16 protein-coding genes and 2 pseudogenes are annotated in these 17,190 nt (G+C 48.4%); 4 read left to right on the top strand and 14 right to left on the bottom strand.

Annotated elements, in window-relative coordinates:
- Window positions 1-61: 61 nt before the first annotated feature.
- A complete protein-coding gene (locus U5R06_15360; GenBank protein ID MDZ7724138.1) occupies window positions 62-241 on the bottom strand; it encodes a hypothetical protein in 180 nt (59 codons plus the stop codon).
- Between the two features lie 73 nt (window positions 242-314).
- Here U5R06_15360 and U5R06_15355 point away from each other — a divergent pair, with 73 nt between their 5' ends.
- Both U5R06_15355 and U5R06_15350 read left to right on the top strand, forming a co-directional pair.
- Window positions 315-503, top strand: a complete 189-nt coding sequence (locus tag U5R06_15355) for a hypothetical protein (protein MDZ7724137.1) — start codon at window positions 315-317, stop codon at window positions 501-503.
- 9 nt (window positions 504-512) lie between these two features.
- A complete protein-coding gene (locus U5R06_15350; protein ID MDZ7724136.1) occupies window positions 513-2,258 on the top strand; it encodes a flippase-like domain-containing protein in 1,746 nt (581 codons plus the stop codon).
- Window positions 2,259-2,311: 53 nt separating this feature from the next.
- Here the strand turns inward: U5R06_15350 and U5R06_15345 are convergent, their stop codons facing one another.
- The 8 genes from U5R06_15345 to U5R06_15310 form a co-directional block, all read right to left on the bottom strand.
- On the bottom strand, window positions 2,312-2,683 hold the full coding sequence (locus U5R06_15345; protein MDZ7724135.1) for a YccF domain-containing protein: 372 nt from the start codon (window positions 2,681-2,683) through the stop codon (window positions 2,312-2,314).
- Window positions 2,684-2,698: 15 nt separating this feature from the next.
- Window positions 2,699-3,565: a VIT1/CCC1 transporter family protein gene (locus tag U5R06_15340; protein ID MDZ7724134.1), complete on the bottom strand. Its 867-nt coding sequence runs from the start codon at window positions 3,563-3,565 to the stop codon at window positions 2,699-2,701.
- A 14-nt stretch (window positions 3,566-3,579) separates the two neighbouring features.
- On the bottom strand, window positions 3,580-3,753 hold the full coding sequence (locus tag U5R06_15335; GenBank protein MDZ7724133.1) for a hypothetical protein: 174 nt from the start codon (window positions 3,751-3,753) through the stop codon (window positions 3,580-3,582).
- Window positions 3,750-4,370, bottom strand: a complete 621-nt coding sequence (locus U5R06_15330) for an SDR family NAD(P)-dependent oxidoreductase (protein ID MDZ7724132.1) — start codon at window positions 4,368-4,370, stop codon at window positions 3,750-3,752. The genes U5R06_15335 and U5R06_15330 overlap by 4 nt, the downstream gene beginning before the upstream one ends.
- Before the next feature lie 241 nt (window positions 4,371-4,611).
- Window positions 4,612-5,331 (bottom strand): protein-L-isoaspartate(D-aspartate) O-methyltransferase, encoded by a 720-nt coding sequence (locus U5R06_15325; GenBank protein ID MDZ7724131.1) that lies wholly within the window; start codon window positions 5,329-5,331, stop codon window positions 4,612-4,614.
- Between the two features lie 188 nt (window positions 5,332-5,519).
- Window positions 5,520-5,780, bottom strand: coding sequence for a hypothetical protein (locus U5R06_15320; GenBank protein MDZ7724130.1), 261 nt, complete (start codon window positions 5,778-5,780; stop codon window positions 5,520-5,522).
- Entirely contained in the window at window positions 5,777-6,367 is a 591-nt protein-coding gene (locus tag U5R06_15315; protein ID MDZ7724129.1) for a nicotinamidase, read from the bottom strand. The genes U5R06_15320 and U5R06_15315 overlap by 4 nt, the downstream gene beginning before the upstream one ends.
- A 103-nt stretch (window positions 6,368-6,470) precedes the next feature.
- Window positions 6,471-7,603 (bottom strand): IS630 family transposase gene (locus tag U5R06_15310; protein MDZ7724128.1). Its coding sequence is split into 2 segments (ribosomal slippage): window positions 6,471-7,174 and window positions 7,174-7,603, totalling 1,134 coding nucleotides; the frame shifts between segments, so codons are not numbered across the junction.
- 196 nt (window positions 7,604-7,799) lie between these two features.
- Here U5R06_15310 and U5R06_15305 point away from each other — a divergent pair.
- On the top strand, window positions 7,800-8,693 hold the full coding sequence (locus tag U5R06_15305) for a sulfatase-like hydrolase/transferase (GenBank protein ID MDZ7724127.1): 894 nt from the start codon (window positions 7,800-7,802) through the stop codon (window positions 8,691-8,693).
- A complete protein-coding gene (locus tag U5R06_15300; protein MDZ7724126.1) occupies window positions 8,576-9,247 on the top strand; it encodes a sulfatase-like hydrolase/transferase in 672 nt (223 codons plus the stop codon). Before U5R06_15305 ends, U5R06_15300 begins: the two co-directional genes overlap by 118 nt.
- A 173-nt stretch (window positions 9,248-9,420) precedes the next feature.
- Here U5R06_15300 and U5R06_15295 read toward each other — a convergent pair whose 3' ends face one another.
- The 5 genes and pseudogenes from U5R06_15295 to U5R06_15275 form a co-directional block, all read right to left on the bottom strand.
- Complete coding sequence (locus U5R06_15295; protein ID MDZ7724125.1) at window positions 9,421-11,544, bottom strand: T9SS type A sorting domain-containing protein; 2,124 nt, start codon at window positions 11,542-11,544, stop codon at window positions 9,421-9,423.
- A gap of 295 nt (window positions 11,545-11,839) precedes the next feature.
- A pseudogene (locus U5R06_15290) lies at window positions 11,840-13,783 on the bottom strand (glycoside hydrolase family 127 protein).
- A gap of 14 nt (window positions 13,784-13,797) precedes the next feature.
- A pseudogene (locus U5R06_15285) lies at window positions 13,798-14,420 on the bottom strand (GyrI-like domain-containing protein).
- 442 nt (window positions 14,421-14,862) lie between these two features.
- Window positions 14,863-16,749: a FlgD immunoglobulin-like domain containing protein gene (locus tag U5R06_15280; protein MDZ7724124.1), complete on the bottom strand. Its 1,887-nt coding sequence runs from the start codon at window positions 16,747-16,749 to the stop codon at window positions 14,863-14,865.
- Between the two features lie 199 nt (window positions 16,750-16,948).
- Window positions 16,949-17,173, bottom strand: a complete 225-nt coding sequence (locus U5R06_15275; GenBank protein MDZ7724123.1) for a hypothetical protein — start codon at window positions 17,171-17,173, stop codon at window positions 16,949-16,951.
- Between the last annotated feature and the right edge of the window lie 17 nt (window positions 17,174-17,190).

Raw genomic sequence — 17,190 nt, 5'->3', positions numbered from 1 at the left:
TTCGGACGGGATCAGCCTGGTTACTCTGTACGCACAAACCGTAGACCGGGTCATTGAAAAGCTAAGTGTGGATGTAATCTTTATCGAAACGCAGCATATGGATATGGGTATTGCCGGCCAGGTGCTGGCTCAGATTAAAAATCAGGATTCGATTCGCCTGGTGTCGAACAAACGCTACGGTTACGCGGATATCTGCGCGGTTCTCAAACGGCTGCAGCTGTTTGCCGGTATGCGCACGCATTCGCTTATTTTGTCATCCGCCATGCACACACCGCCGGTGGGAATTCTCACCTATCCTGAAAAATCTCGGCTATATGCGCACCATCGGTCTGGAGGACAATCTGGTGGATTTCCGCGAACTGACGATAGACCGCTATTCCGACCTGATCATCAACACCTATGAGAACCGTTCTGCTGTTAAACAGGACATGATTCCGCGGGTGGAACGTGAAAAGGAAAAAGCGGCTGCAGCTGCGGATACCTTGTCTCATTATTTAAGGTAAATTCCCGTTATGCCTGAACGTTCTAATCCAAAAAGCCCCTGGTTTTACATTCGGCTTTTGGTGAGTATGCTGCTTCTCGCCTGGGTGCTGTATAAAGCGGGGCTCGGTCAGCTCTGGGAAGCATTGCAGCACACCCGCCTGAATATGCTGCTGCTGTCGCTCGCCGTTACCCCGGTATTAATCCTGATCAGCGCCTGGAAATGGCAGGTTATTTTGCGTGCGTTTTCCATCCGCGTCTCTCTGGCCCACTGTTTCTGGCTGTATATTGTCGGTTATTTTTTCAACACGGTACTGCCTACCAATGTCGGAGGCGATGTGGTTCGCGCCTATACCCTGGGCAAGGAGAGCAATGAACGCGCCAAGGTTTTTTCTTCGGTTTTCGTTGAGCGCTTTACCGGCCTGTCGGCACTGCTCTTGATGGCTGTAATCGCGTTTGCAGCAGCGGTTCGACATTTGTGGGACGCCTGGCTGCCTGTTGCCCTGAGTCTCTGCCTCTGTGGGTATGGCGTCTTGCTGCTGACTATTCTCAAACGTTCTATCCTCGACTGGTTCACCCGCCATATCCGGTTTTCCGCAGCCCAGTCTGTGTTTGCCAAACTGAAAAAATTTCAGGATGCTACTCTGTCCCTGAGTAACAGTCCGGGCACTCTATGGTTCGCCATGTTCAATTCCTTTTTCTTTTATCTCGCAGCGGTGACCAATGTGTACATCAGCAGTCTGGCCTTTAGCGTAGCGATATCTTATACCGATGCTCTTATCATTACACCCATTGTCATGATTATCACCATGATCCCGATATCCATCGGCGGTATCGGGCTGGCCGAGAGCGCTTATTTCTTTACCTTTGAACGGTTGCAGCTGAGCGGACCCGCCGGACTCTCTGTAGCCCTGCTGCTGCGCGCCAAGGCCCTTTTGGCCGGATTAATCGGCGGGCTTTATTTTTCCGGCATGGACATTACACTTGATACTTTTAAAGGCGACGGTATGAAACATGAAATCGCAAAAGGAGATATCAAAGGCGAGGTCGATTATTACAGCGGATTTGAAGATGTAATGCGGCGCCGACAGTCTCCGTTGTCAAAATATATGGATATTACACTGGGCGCTCGTAATCTCTGGGAATTAATAAAGTACGAGACGGTGATGCTGTTCTGGGCGCCGCTGCCGGGACTGGCCGGATATGCCGGGCGCCGGCTGTTTCTGCCCGCTCTTTTCAGGTCGTTCGGTAAAAAAACAGCGGTGGGCCGCAATGTGACTTTGCAGCATGCGTCTAAAATTTCTATCGGAACCCGCTGCATGATCGATGAATACTGCAAGTTATCGGCTCAGGGAGATGCAGAATCTGAAATTGTATTGGGGAGTGACGTGCTGCTGGGCCGCGGAACCACCCTGGGTACGCGCAACGGCCGCATTGAGATCGGGGATTTTTGCAATATCGGCGCCAATTGCCGGATGGGCACCACCACACGAATTATTCTCGGAAAACATGCGCCGTTTGCAGCCAATTGTTATATCGGCGGCGCCCAGCACCGCTTTGACCGCCTGAATGTTCCTATCATGCGTCAGGGATATGACAGCAAAGGCGGTGTGATCATCGAAGATGATGTGTGGCTGGGCGCCGGCGTGACCGTCCTGGATGGCGTTACGATCGGTACCGGATCGGTGATCGGCGCCGGTTCTGTGGTCACCAAAGATATTCCGCCTTATTCCGTGGCGATCGGCGCCCCGGCGCGGATCAAATCCACACGCAAATAAATAGTTGATATTTGTATTCTATGGATTATCGCCGATAACTGTATGCATCTGCCTCATTTTACTTCGTATCCGAATGGGGTCAGGGCAAGTGCCGCCAGTTTAAGATGCTGTTTGGCAAACGGCAGTCCGATGATGGTGATGGCCCAGAACAAACCGAATACAATATGCGTGATCGCGATCCACAGGCCGCCGAGTAGAATCCAGAGAACGTTCATCATGACGGACAAACATCCGTTTCGTGAACGCAGCATCTGTACATCGCGCCCGAACGGTAATAGGGCAAACGCCGAAAGTTTGATGCACTGGATACCGAATGGTATCCCGATGATCGTGAGGCACAACAACACACCGCCGATCAGATATTCAAAAAACAATACAATACCGCCGCCGACCAAAATCCATAAAATATTTCCAAGCAGACTCATAACAATATCCTTGTTTTAAATCTCAATTCCCAAAAATGAACGCAGCAGAAAACCGATGAGAAAACTGAACGCCGCCACACTGAGACTCAGTCCCGCCATTTCCCAGAATCGATGCCGAAACGATTCATCTTTTGCCACTGCGATATAGTAATTGAACAAGGCAATGATCAGAATCGCACCCAGTAATGTAAACGCCAGACACCAGTAATAATTGTCCAGGATGAGATACGGTAATATGAGCACAATAACCGTGAGCAGGTAAGCGGTTCCGGTATACAATGAAGCGCGCAGCGGCTTTTTTTGTGTTTCCTCTGATTTTGTCGATAAATATTCGGATGCGCCCATTGACAAGGCTGCGGCAATACCGGTGATGCTGCCGCTGAGCGCGATCAGAGCTGTGTTTTGCAGTGCCAGTGTCAAACCGGCCAGCGCCCCGGTCAGTTCCACCAGCGCATCATTCAAACCGAGTACAATCGAACCGGCGTACTGCAGCCGTTCCTCATCAATCAGGTTAATCAATTCTTCCTCATGACTGTTTTCATCCTCGATGATCGCATCAATCCGCTCCACCTGACCCTGCCAGCGGCTGTATTCTTCCTGAGCGTCTTTTTCGCCGTGTTCCATGAGCTTGATACTGAATGTGATTCCCAAAAGACGGCCGATCTGGGAAAACCACCATTTTTTAAATGTATTTGGTTTTACATCTCTGTTGGTGACTTTTTTCCACTCTTTATAATGGCTGTATTCATCCTCGGCTATTCTTAACAGTATCTTTTTATTTTTTTCATTTTTTTCGATACCGGATAAATATTGATAGATATGATATTCAGTGATCTCGTTTTTTTGATAGATCAAGGCAGACTGATAAAGATCTTTTTCCATGATGCTCCTCTTTATTATGTTTCACGATTGCGGGCCGCACGGGCGAGTTTGTACAGCATGCTTTTGTTCAAAAACCGCGGGATATTGACCAACAGCCGGTTGTTGCGGCCCGGAATACAGACAGGTTTGTCCTTTTGCAGATATTTCAAAGACGTCTCAACCACGGCATGCGGTGTCATGGCTTTCATCGGACCTCTTTTTTGTAAAAGCGCTCAGGATCTTTGCCCAGCCGCGAATGAAAATCCGTAATCGTCATACCCGGACATAACGCCTGCACCTGCACGCCTGTCCCTTCGAGTTCCACATGCAGAGATTCGCTCAGCAGGGTTAAAAACGATTTGGTGGCAGAGTATACACCGCTCTGGGGCAGGGGGAAAAAGCCGGCGATGGATGCGACATTGATAATGATCCCGGATCGCCGCTCTTTCATGCCGGGCAGCAGCGCATGCATCAATTGCATCGGCACCGTGGAGTGCACAGTGACCATCTGCTCCAGGGTTTCGTAATTTGTTTCCAAAAACGTGGATCGCATTCCGAATCCGGCATTATTGATCAAAAGATCAATTTGCTGACGCTGCAAAATGGAAATGAATTGTTCAACCTGCTCGCTTTCTGCAAGTTCAATCAATTGTTTTTCCACAGACACCTGAAATTGGTTCTGAATGTCCTGCGCCAGTTCATTGAGTTTGGATTCTCGCCGACCGGTGAGAATAAGATCATAATTCCGTGCTGCAAAAGCTTTTGCAAATGCGGCTCCGATGCCGCTGGTGGCGCCTGTGATCACCCCTGTTTTTTTCTCTGCCATAGAACATCCTTTTGTTTTCCCGGTTTGCCATTAGAATGGCAAAGTTTCTGTTTTTAATCTTTTTCCGGCGTTAATTTACAGCGTTTGATGCTTTTGTGCAAATGCTTTTTCCCCGAATGTCACACGGCCGGATATATTTTACCCGCCGGATGATTTTATTTTGCGCGTTGTCTGAGTCAAAAGACCTTATCCCGCCGATGTGGACAATGATCATGGTGTCAATAATTAATGGTGTCAATAATTAATAGCGGGTTCCGGTGCTGTCCACCATCGGGACAAACATAACCGGGATGCTTTTCTCGCGGATCAACTCGTCCTGTTTCTTTTTCATGACAATCAGCTGCTGCCGGCTTCGGGAACCAACGGGAATCACCATTTCTCCGTTGTTTGACAGTTGTTCTTTGAGCGGCGGCGGTACATCCTCGGGCGAGCAGGTGACAATGATGGCATCAAAAGGTGCATGTTCCGGCCAGCCCTTGAATCCGTCGCCGATTTTTACAGAAACATTGTCATACCCGAGTGAATCCAGGCTTGCTTTGGCCCGGGTTCCCAGATTTTCATTGATTTCAATCGTATAGACATGCGCACACAATTTGGCCAAAATCGCAGCTTGATAACCAGAGCCGGTGCCGATTTCCAGAACCGTGTCTTTCGGTGAGAGCTGAAGCAGCTCGGTCATCAATGCCACAATATAGGGCTGAGAGATGGTTTGTCCTTCGCCGATCGGCAGCGGTCGGTCATGATAGGCGAAATGGCGCAAATAGCCCGGAACAAATTCATGCCGCTTGACCTGACGAAAGGCATCCAGAACCTTTTTGTCCTCTATACCCCGGTACATAAGTTGTTTCCGAATCATCTCTTCCCGCTGTTTTTGGTATTTTTTATCATTCATATCCGTCTGTCCCTGACAAAGGAAAACCATCGCCATGATTAAGATGATTTCAAGTTTCAATTTCATCATATGATCCCTCTTTATGGGATTTTAAGGTTTCCAACACGTTAATGCATTCCAAGTCCCGGGTCAGCCAGGCAGCGGCATCCTTTTCCCGGAATTATTGTAAAAATTGATCTGTATCAGCCGGCTGAGCTTTGTTTTGCCCAGAAATGATTTTGGCGATTCATATGATATCATGGATTCAACCGGAATGATCAATTTCTTTCCGGTACCCACATATGAAACATAATCTGTTCTCTGGTTATCAAAAGAACACCGTTTCCGCGGACCTGTTTATATCCGCGCCATGCCTGGCCGAAAAAATTGGCAGACCGGTCTTTGTAGAGTACGGTCTGTGAGCCGGTTTCCTGTTCAATCTGCTGCAGACGTGTTTTTGCTTTTTGCTGCAAAAAAATCCATACACCAATCAATACACCTGCTACAATGATAACAACAAGAATCTCCGACCCCGTCATGGTTCCAGTTCCTGTTTGACGTCGTCCAGCTGCAATAACCTCCCGCCTTTTTTCGCAAAGGTATCCAGTACCTCTTTGGATGCATCCTTGTCCACACCTTCGGTTGCATCGGTCAGCACATTAATCTCATATCCTTTCTGCATGGCTTCCTGGGTTGAAAAACGCACGCAAAAATCAGTCGCCAGTCCGGCAATATAAAGGGTATCCACTTCTTTTTCTTTTAAAAGTGTATCCAGCGAGTTTTCATTTTCATCAATACCTTCAAATGCGGAATAGCCGTCGGTGTCCGGTGACACGCCTTTGGATAAAATATCGGCGTTATCCGGAATATTTAAATCCGGATGAAATTCAGCGCCCGGCGTATTTCGGATGCAATGCGGCGGCCAGTCTCCGCCTTTTTCTTTAAAATGTGCGGTGCTGTCCGGATGCCAGTCGCGTGTGAAAAAAACAGGCAGATTTTGATTCTGAAACAGTTTGATATATTCATTAATTACGGGTATTATTTTATTCCCGCCCGACACACCGAGTGCGCCGCCCGGGCAAAAATCATTTTGAACATCAACCACTAAAAGTGCCTTGTTTGACATGTATATTCACCTCTTTTTGAGTTTCATGGTTTCACTATTAGAAACAGTCCGCTGCGGGAGAGTATTTCAAAAAAGCAGGATTTTATGGCATTCTAGTGTCATGTCACATCTGTAGTGTCGGGTAAAGACGCTTGAGTTTTATGCGAGAATCCTTTGTTGTAAATTGCCAATTAATTTTTGCATTCATTTGATTCCGGTGATTTTCCCAAGCATAGCATTCTCGGATCACGGTAGATATGTTGTCGATTCTCCTGTTTAGGCATTGACCATTTAAAACATTTAATTCAATTTCTGCCATATTTAACCAGCTACCATGCTTTGGAGTAAAGATAAATTGAAATCTATCGAGCAACTGTTTTGCCTTTTCTGGTGCGAATGCTTCATACAGCGAACCTGGCTTATGTGTACCATAGTTATCCATAACCAGGGTTATCCTTTTGGCTTTTGAGTAGTGGTTGGCGATTGTTTCTACAAAGCGAGCCCAATCTGTTTTGGTTTTTTTTGTTGTAACCTCGATAAACCGTTTACCTGATAATGGCTCATTGGCGAGAAAAATATTGCAGACTCCACAGCGTTCGTATTCATAATCATACTTTGCAATACTTCCTGCAGAGGCCGCTATGGGCAAACGCGTTTCTTTTATCAATTGTTTAGGAGATTCGTCCATGCAAACAACTGGAAACTCTTTGTTGTATGACTTTTTGTAAATATCAAGAACGATTTCCATGTTGGCGACAAAATCGCTGTTCTGCTTAGGTGGAATTACCCACCCCTTTTTGCGCCACGGCTTGATTTCGTTTTTTTTAGTACGCGACGAATGGTCTCATGTGAGATATCGTCAACATAATTTAACTCAACAACCTTATCAGCAAGCAGCCGGAGCGACCATCGCGAAAAGCCTTCAGGAGGTTCACTGCAACTTAAAGCAATTAAATGGGCTTCAAAATCTCCATCAGCTTTTCTTTCGTAAGCGCGTTGCCCTTTGGTACCATTTAATGCAATATCGAGGCCTTGTTCAACAAAACATTTTTTGACACGATCGATTTTGCGCATACTGATTTTTAAGACGCTGGCAACATCCTTGTTCTTTAATGGTTTGTCTTGATAGTCACCTTCATCACAGTTTAACAGTATGAGAGCGTTTAGAACCTTTTGCGATCGATGCTTGCCCTTCTGTGTTATTGAAATCAACTTTTGACGCTCTTCTTGAGTTAGAGTTACTTTGTACTTTTTCATATCACCTCCATCAATCAATTCGTTGATGGAGTTAATATACAAATTATTTTACGACATTACAAGTGTGACATGACACTAGTTTGCGTTTTAAATTAGTTTTATTAAATTTGACTGTTGCTGTGTTTGCAGGTCATCAGTGATATAGCTGTTCTTGATAGTATCCGGTTTTTATTCATAGATTTTAGGGAGTGTTATTATGAATCGTCGTCATTTTTTAAAAAGCGCGGGATTTCTCGGGCTTGTTGGCAGTTCACTTTACTTGAAATGCAATCAACCGCAAAAGCCGCCCAATGTGCTGTTCATTGCAGTGGATGACCTGCGGCCGGAACTGGCTGCGTATGGTGTATCCCGCATTCATTCACCCAATATTGATCGGCTCGCCGCTGTAGGCGTTCAGTTCAACCGGGCGTTCTGCAATATTCCGGTGTGCGGCGCTTCGCGTGCCAGTCTGCTTACGGGCACGCGGCCGACCTGGGAACGCTATACCACCTATTATACGCGGGTGGATGTGGAAAATCCGGATGATCCGACACTGCCGGAATATTTTCGCTCTAATGGCTATACCACCATCTCAAATGGAAAAATATTCCATCACAGGGGAGACGGCGCGGGCAGCTGGGACGAAGAATGGCATCCCGAGTCCAATAATAACAGCTGGCGCGATTACTATCTGCCGGAAAACAAGGCTCTGGAAGATGCCAAAGACAGCAGCGGTCCGGCGTTTGAACGTGTGGATGTACCGGATTCAGCCTACAAGGACGGCAAAACAACGCTGAAAACGATTGAGGATTTGAAACGGCTTGAGAAAAACGGCAAACCGTTTTTCCTGGCATGCGGATTTTTAAAACCGCATCTGCCGTTCAATGCGCCGTCGAAATACTGGGAACTTTATGACCCCGATGAAATTCCCCGGGCAGAGTATACCGAAAACCCGAAAACGCTCCGGATCAGGCCATGCACAATTCCGGCGAACTGCGTGCTTATCACGGCATTCCGCCGACCGGACCGGTTTCGGAAGACATGGCGAAAACGCTCAAACACGGCTATTATGCCTGCGTCAGCTATGTGGATGCGCAAATCGGAAAATTGATGGATACCCTGGATGAACTGGGACTGGCGGATAATACCATTGTTGTGCTGTGGGGCGATCACGGCTGGAATCTGCGGGAACACGGCCTGTGGTGCAAACACTGCAATTTTGAGACCTCGCTGCACGCGCCGTTGATGATCAAGGCGCCCGGAATGAAAAGCGGTGTGCAAGTGAACGGCATTACCGAATTCATCGACATTTATCCCACACTGTGCGAACTGGCCGGACTGGACCGGCCTGCTCATCTGGCCGGAACAAGTCTGATGCCTGTTCTCAGCGGAGAACAGCAGAGTGTAAAGGACTATGCGGTCTGCCGCTGGAAGAACGGCATTACGCTGATCAAGGATCAATACTTTTACACCGAATGGGTCGATGAACAGGGCGAACTGCAGACGCGCATGCTCTACAACCATGAAAATGATCCCCGGGAAACGGTTGATATTTCTGCGTTTCCTGAACAGAGAGAACGGGTTCAAACATTTTCGACAGAGCTCCGCGAAAAATGGGGCAAAGATTTCTGGACGGATTTTCCGTTCGAGGCGTATTCGCATTGAGGATGATAGCATTTGTAGACAAAACAGTATATACTCTGGTATATACTGTTTTAATAGATTTTTGTTAAAAAATGACTTTTATTAGGCTGAAAAATATTACTTTTTAAAATTCTGCTCATATACAAGCGCCCCGGAGTGCATCCGGGGCGCTTTAACAGGTATATCGGTTTGGTCTATTTCATCAGCAACATTTTTCCTGTACCCGAATAGGTTTGACCGCTGGCTGCGTTGACCTGCACTGTATAGATGTAAAAGCCGCTCGGCAATTGTCCGGCATCCCAATTAAAAGAATGCCGTCCTGCATTTAAACCGGATTCAAAAACACGATAAACCCGCTCTCCTGATGTATTGAAAACACTCAGTGTAACGCTGGCGGCTTCCGGAATTTCGTAACGGATGGTCGTTCCGGGATTAAACGGATTCGGGTAGTTCTGTCCAGGCCTGAAACCGCCCGGTTTTTGCTTGGGTTGATCCGAGACGCCGGTGACAAATTCATCGAATATTTGCCCCGTATTGACATCGCCCGGCGTGGCGCTGTCGGAGACGCTCCAGGTAAAATGCGAATAGCGTTCACCGGTCCCTGTGAGAATGAGTGACGTGTTGGCATCGAGTGCTCCCATATTCACGCTGGTAAAGCCTTTGGCATCACCGTCCGCTGCGGTGAACGTGCCGCCGTAGCTGAGGAATTGTCCGGATATCACCGAACCGGTGTACGCCAGTGAAATACCGCCGAAATCCGATACAAGCGGTGTGTCCGCCAGGCTGCAGGTATAGGTTTGCAATCCGTGAGTCACGCTGCCGGCCTGAAACTGATCCAGGGTTTTTGCATGATAGGCTTTACCGTCACTGCCGTTGTAAAACGTAATTCGATAGTTCTCCAAATCCATCACGGATTCATTGAGCACAATCTCTACAAAATCCTCTTCTGTATCAAGCGGTCCGTAGGCTTTACCCAGCCCCAAAAAATTGTACACTTCATTTAGAAAACCGCTTTTTTCGCTGTCCTCGGGCAGCAGGGGACTATTGGCAATGGCGCGTGTAATGTATTTCGAGTTGCCGGGGCCGAACCGCATCCATCCTTCTTCATCAACGGTTACATCCAGGTGATCATGACGCAAGCCGCCTGAGCTGCCCTGAATGCCGTCGTGTCGAAATGAAATGCGTTTGGCGCCGCTGGGACTGTATTCCCGGGCTCCTGTCATACAAACGGCGTGTGAATACCACTGGTTGTCCTGGATGTTTTTCCATGCGTAATTGATTGTGACATTTTCTCCTTCATCCATCATCTGTATGAGAAAATCCCAGGTTGGAGGAGTATCTTCAGCATCGCTCATATCGCGTGCTGTGGATTCTCCGCTTGAACTTTGAATATTGCCGTCTTCCCACTTTGATTGAAATTTAACTTCAATGGGAAGGTCATAATCTTCAACAAAGTCTAGGGTGCCTTTTTGCTGATTGTTGTCGCCGGTTCCTTCATTGCGTTCGCGATTGAATTTATCACTCAAATCCTGCATGATATCGCGCAATGTAAGGTTGCCGGAAAGCTGGACTTGTTCATTTTCTGCCTGCAGCCAGACCATGCTGTTGGCCGTGGCTGTGGGGGCGCAGGCGTTCAGATCACCTGCATAGGTTTCAGTATCGCCGTGCTGCGAATCATCTAGATCCAGATTCGGAACCCGGCGGTGATAGCTGGCACGCAGTTCCGAATCGTCGACATTGATGACAGCCGGCGATGCTTGCACGTCCTGCGATACCGGTTCCGTGGTCTTGATGCCCACAGCATCTTCTACGGTAGTATCCACCTGTACTGTTTTGGTGTCCAGCCACGTCGAAGCGGGATAAGGGTAAGCGGTGATCTGGAAAAAGAGATGAATATAGCAGGTCAGTTGCGACGGCGTTTCGGTGTTGCTGCGTTTATTCACACCCTGCTGAATATTGTGAGGTGACAACCGGGTCAGATTAAACGGTACGGTCAGAGTCACAGGACTGTCTTCCTCGTGTTTGCCGGGCAAATAAACATGATCCACAATGATGCCAAATTGTCCTGTTGCATCGTCCTGAGCGCCGATGCTCAAATAAGCGCTTGAATCGCCGGCCGTATACGTAATGGTTGCCAATCCCAGATCATCCGGATAGTCAAAATAGGGCGAGGTGAGCAAATCGATCTCGAGTTCAAAATCGGATTGTGCGGATGACGGCGCCGGAAAACTGAATATGAATATACCCAAACTGAGCATCAGGATATTCAACAATGTGGACTTTTGAAAACAATACAGGTGGGCGTTCAATCGTTTCATAATGCACCTCCATGAAATAATAATCCATTACTCCGGGATTTTCAAATGACCCGGAATGAATTGATGCTATTTTTAATCCGATCGTGCGAGCCGGTGTCTGAAGAGTCGGATAGAAGGTCACGATTAAAAGTTGATGAAAAAGGAAATTGATAACAAAGACAGCATGGGTTTTATTTCATGAATATCCTGTCCCCGAATTCGTCGAGCAGCGATAAAATGCTCTCTGTTTTTAAAATGCCGGTTGTCCGTGAAAAAACAGACAACCGGCTGCCACGCACTAACACTTGTTACCGGTTCAACGCGTACGAGGAAACCACACCCGCATTTTTCCCGGACCCCGGTTCGACCAGATATAATAGGGGATGAGTGTAAGATTTGGAGCACTGCTTTCGAGTGCGGTGATCGTATGTGCCTGTATGCTCTTTTCTTGCGTATCAAATACGGTTGACTCGGGTATAACAATTCGTTCAATTTGCGGATTATCCATTTCTTCCGCGCAGTAAACCAGCGGACCGCGTTCAAACGCGACCTTGCCGCGGTCGGCTTTTACACTGGCGTGTGCGCTCACACGACGCACCGGCATGGGCAGATCCAGTTCAATTTGATCTCCGGATTTCCAGGTTCGGCTGAGAACGGCATAGCCGTTGTCTGTAGATGTCGTTGATCTCTTGACCGTTGATTTGCAGAGTCGGCGCTTTTCCGGTTTTTTTAGTATATTGATACAAATCTCCCGGAACCGCGTCATTTCGGGCCCATCCGGGAATGCGCAGCTTTAGGGTGAATTTTTTTTCAATTTCGGGGTGCACGGAAAGTGAAATTCGACCCTTCCATGGATATTGAGTTTCCTGAGTGAGCGTGACATCATTCCCTTGTACCGGAAAAGTTGCCGTATTGGCCATGAACAAGTTCACAAACACCGTATCCTTTTGCGCCGCATAGATCAATCCGGGTACCGAGGGGATAAAGCGGGTTAGATTGGTCGGGCAGCAGGAACAGTCGAACCAGGGTTTGCGTGTACAGGCGCCCTGATTAAAGGCGTACTCTCCATCGGATTTCAGGGGATTGGGATAGAAAAAATGAGTGCCGTCAAGGGATAATCCCGATATCAGAGCGTTATACAGGGTTCGCTCCAGAATATCGATATATTTTGCATCCCCGGTCATTAAAAACAGACGCTGATTCCAGTAAACACTGGCAATGGCTGCACAGGTTTCACTATAAGCGGTCAGATTGGGTAATTCATAGTTATCGCCGAACGCCTCGCCCTCATGCCGGGCGCCCAGGCCGCCGGTCATATACATTTTTTCTCGACCACATTATCCCAAAGCGCCAATACGGCTTTGAAATAAGATGAGTCTTGAAGCAGCGCAGCGATATCGGTCATGGCCGCGTACATGTACAATGCACGAACGGCGTGCCCCACGGCCTCTGTCTGTTGGGTAACCGGCAGATGATCCTGCGAATACGCTCCGTATAACTCGTGGGTTGTCGAGTCTCCGCGGATGTCCAGAAAGAATTTGGCCAAATGCAGATATTCCGGATTTTCCGTGATACGATACAATTGAATCAGTCCGGTTTCAACGATTTGATGTCCGGGCGGGATTTGCAGACCCTTCGGGCCGAACGTATCCACCAGCAGATCCGCATTCTTTAGGGCGATGTCCAGCATGCTGTGTTTACCGGTTGATCGATAATGCGCTGCAGCGGCTTCGTACAGATGACCGCTGTTGTAGAGTTCATGGCCGGCGCTTAGACTTTTCCAGCGCGCTCCGGGCGGTTCCACCCAGGGGGCCGGCGGATGATCCGGATCAATGGTCACCCAGGTGGTCAAATAACCGTCTTTTTCCTGTCCGGCTGCAATGATAGCAATTACTGAATCCACATAGGCTTGCAGTTCCGGATCCGGGCGATCCGCGAGAGAATAGGATGCGCCTTCGATGATTTTATAAACATCTGTATCATCGAACGGCATTTTACCGCGGGTTTCGCCATCCACGAGCCCGCCGGCAATAAGGAAATTTTCCAAACGTCCTTTTTGTTCGCATTGCTCAAACGCATAGGGAATGGTGACATTGTGAACCAGGTTTATTCTGGGTTTCCAGAATTGATCGTCCAGTTCAATCCGTCCGGGAGGCACAGCGGATAGCGGATAGTCTGAACGCTGTGGCTGTCTTTGAGAACAGCTGACAGCGTGGATCAGGATCACGAATAAAATGATAATCAGCTTTTTTGAATTCATCTCTTCTTATCCTTTCATGTTATTTGCAACCGCAGCACGGTTTTCAGGTTTTCCGCAGGCACTTTGCGTACGTCGGATATATAGATTTCCCGGTGTTGTTTGCTGACGCGGGTGCGGTTGTTTTCCCGCAGAATTGTTTCATCTGCTGAAAACTTGCCGGTTCATCGTCGTAACTACCGCGGTGCATCATTTGCACACAGCGGCCTTCTTTTAGCGATTCGAACCGCACCTGATCCAGCAGCTTGTGCGGTTTTTTGCGTTTTATGCGCTGCAATGCCTCGCTAAACAACGCATGAGTGACAAACTCCGGCTGCCGGATCATCAGAGTGAACACCAGGGCATCCTTGTCGAGCTCGCCGGTATCATGCTGCTTTGCCTGCTCAGTGAGGTCCCAGACACCCTCCAGCGGATAAACCGTATATTCGTAATAGTCCGGCGGTGCGAATCCGGATTTGTACGACATACGCACCGCATAGGACAGCGAGTAGAGCACGCCGATATATTCGCCGAAAAACGGATCATTGGGGTTGCCCTGTCCGTCGATCATGAAAAACTGAAAACGCGGAACTGTGATCAGGTCAGGTTTGGACTTTGGAAGATAGATATGTTTTTCCTGTTTCCGCCATTCGTATTTCATGGGGTATTTCCTTTTAGAAAAATTGACTTGTTCTCAATTAATGAACCTTGTTTTTTAATCGAATGTAAAAAGCGAGTCAGAAAACCGCAATGAACGAAACGGACAGCACAGAGTTTTGACCGTAATTTCGAACCCGGGTTGTGACGAGATTCAAATTGGTATATATTGTTTACTGCCTTGAATCATTTTGACTGAAATTTAATCTTTTCATTTGAAAAACAAAACCTTAATGTTTATTATCAGTTCTTCAAATTTTTACTCTCATCTTTTAAAACTTGGCTCTTTTTTATTGATAGACCCCTAGCGGCCTGTTCATACACTGATCTGGATGCGGAACTGCATGGATCTATACAGAAAACCGTTCACCCCGTACCCAAATACCGGCCATGGAATACAGGGTGATTGGGTTGCTGCCATGAAAAAAGGCGAGGCCTTTTTTTACTTACTGTGAGACAAACGTCGTAACACTTGAGGCATCCAGGCTGACCCGGAACATGCCGTCGGTGGCCGTGATATCCTGTTCCTGTCTGCAGTCTTTGCTGTATGACGTGATAGTCGGTGTGAACCGGGTTGTGGTTCCATTCTCCACGACAAAGGTCTGATCCACCGGACTGCTGCTGCGGTTTACCGCAACGATTACGAGTTTGCCATTTCCTGTATAAGCCGAGGTTTCGATCCAGCGCTGCGGACGGGCCGATGCCTCTGCTCTGAAATATCCGGGACGAATAAAGCGGGAAAACTGCGACATCACATAACCGCGTTTGCTGATGCGCCCGTCTTCATCAATGGGGCCGTAAAAGCGTACAATGTACCACCAGAGATAAGCGCTCATACCGGCATTCATACAGTCATTAATTTCTTTTCCGGTGGCCAGAACATGGCCCCAGGAGGTATCCGTGTCCAGATGTTCAGTCATCCACAGTTCCACGCCCTTGCTGCGGGCCAGGGGGTAGGGTTCCAGACCGCCGCCGTAAATGTGTCCGGCCACCATACCCAGATTTGCCAGGGCGGTCGGGTCATTCAACAGGGGATCGGACAAGTCATGATCAAAATGAAACGATTCCGGCGCCATGACCTTGGTGCCGACAGCCGGAGCGTTTTCCTGCATAAATTTGAGCATTTCAGCGGCGTTCCAGTCGCAGGATTCATATTCCACATCCACATCCGGTTCGTTCTGCACGGATATGGCATGAATCGGAACGCCATTGTCCTGCATATAATCGGCGAACGAGGCCAGATGATCGGCATAATCATCATAAGCGCTTTCTTTCAGACGGCCGCCGATCAGGCTGTTGTTGGTCTTCATATCCGCCGGCGGCGTCCAGGGAGCCGCAATGATAACGGCGCCCTGATTGTAAGCGCGTTTGGCCGAGCGTACCTGCCGGCTGAAATCATTGGGATTGGGCGGGATGCGCAAACGCAACATCGTAAAGCCGAGATGTCCTTCACCGGTTCCGAACGCCAGATCGACCTGGTCTTCCGTCATATCCGGACGCCAGCCGACAATATTCGCCGCCCCGAATCCGCGGATGATCTGATGGGTGCTGTCCGGATTGATAAGAACTGCATCGTCCAGCGACTCTTTAACCTCAAAATTCAAAGTGGTATCTGATTCTATCGGGACAGGGCTGACCCGGGCGGGAATGATTTCCGGAGACGCGCTGCCGGTATTCTCTATGCGAACGCTGTATTCAGACGCCTGAACCTGATGCCCTTTCTGCAGACGCGCGGGAATTATGGATGGTCCCGGAATCATACCCATGCGTGCGCCCGTGAGATGTTTGCCCGGGTAATACAGCATTTTTTTCACCTGAACCTGATCATTCGCTTTGAGCCGATAAAAATACACGCCCGAGGCCAGAGGCTCACCGATGCTGTTAACACCGTTCCAGACCACCTGGTGCGTTCCGTTCGGCTGTATACCCAAATTGTACTGTTTGACTTTGCGTCCCCGTATATCATAGATGGTAAGCGCTACATCCGATTGACGATTGAGCTGGTAAGAGATGGCTGTGGATGATGAGAACGGATTGGGATGATTCTGCTGCAGTTTAAATTGCCCGGGCACATGACTCGGAGATTCCACGCTGGTTGCGATGCTGATTTGGTACACTCCGTTGACATTGGTTGTGGCGCTGTATTGCAGAGTGGTGTCACTGTTGTTAATAAAGGTTACGGCCGCGCCCCGTACAGTCGATGTGGTTGTGGATACCGTGCCGCTGACGTTGATAACCTGTGCCTGCGCCGCTGCAGAAACCGCGGCAATGATCAGAATGGCATAGAACAACATGATAAAAAAACCCGATTTTTTTTGAAGCTTTTGATGCATCTTGACTCTCCTTTGTTTGTCTGAACCGGTTTACTAAACCGGTTCAGGCTGTTGTTATTGGTTTTCGCCTGACGAAAAATACCTGCGAACGGTTGATGTGTAGGCGATTTGGTGCTTGTTTAAAGGGGACCTTTATTCCCGGTGATCTATCATCCTGCACAGTATTCGCGAATACTGTGCAGGAGTGTTATGGACCGTCTTAAATGTTCTCTGTACAGCTTGCGTCCATTCTGGGTTTTAATGGTAAATGTGTCCGCTCGCCCAGATTGCCGTAGCGGTGATAAGTGTTGCAAACCGCCTGCTGCTGGAAATACTGCAGCAGTTCAATCCGCCCTTCCATCATGACCGGCGTGCGCGCGATATAAAAACCGGTCTCTGCCGCCGCTTTGAAAACCGGCTGCGGCACCCGGTCATTGTGCGGCATAGCGGATACGCTTCAGG

The organism is candidate division KSB1 bacterium (assembly GCA_034521575.1).
Lineage (GTDB): Bacteria > Zhuqueibacterota > Zhuqueibacteria > Residuimicrobiales > Krinioviventaceae > JAXHMJ01.
This window is presented reverse-complemented; position numbering and strand designations above follow the sequence as displayed.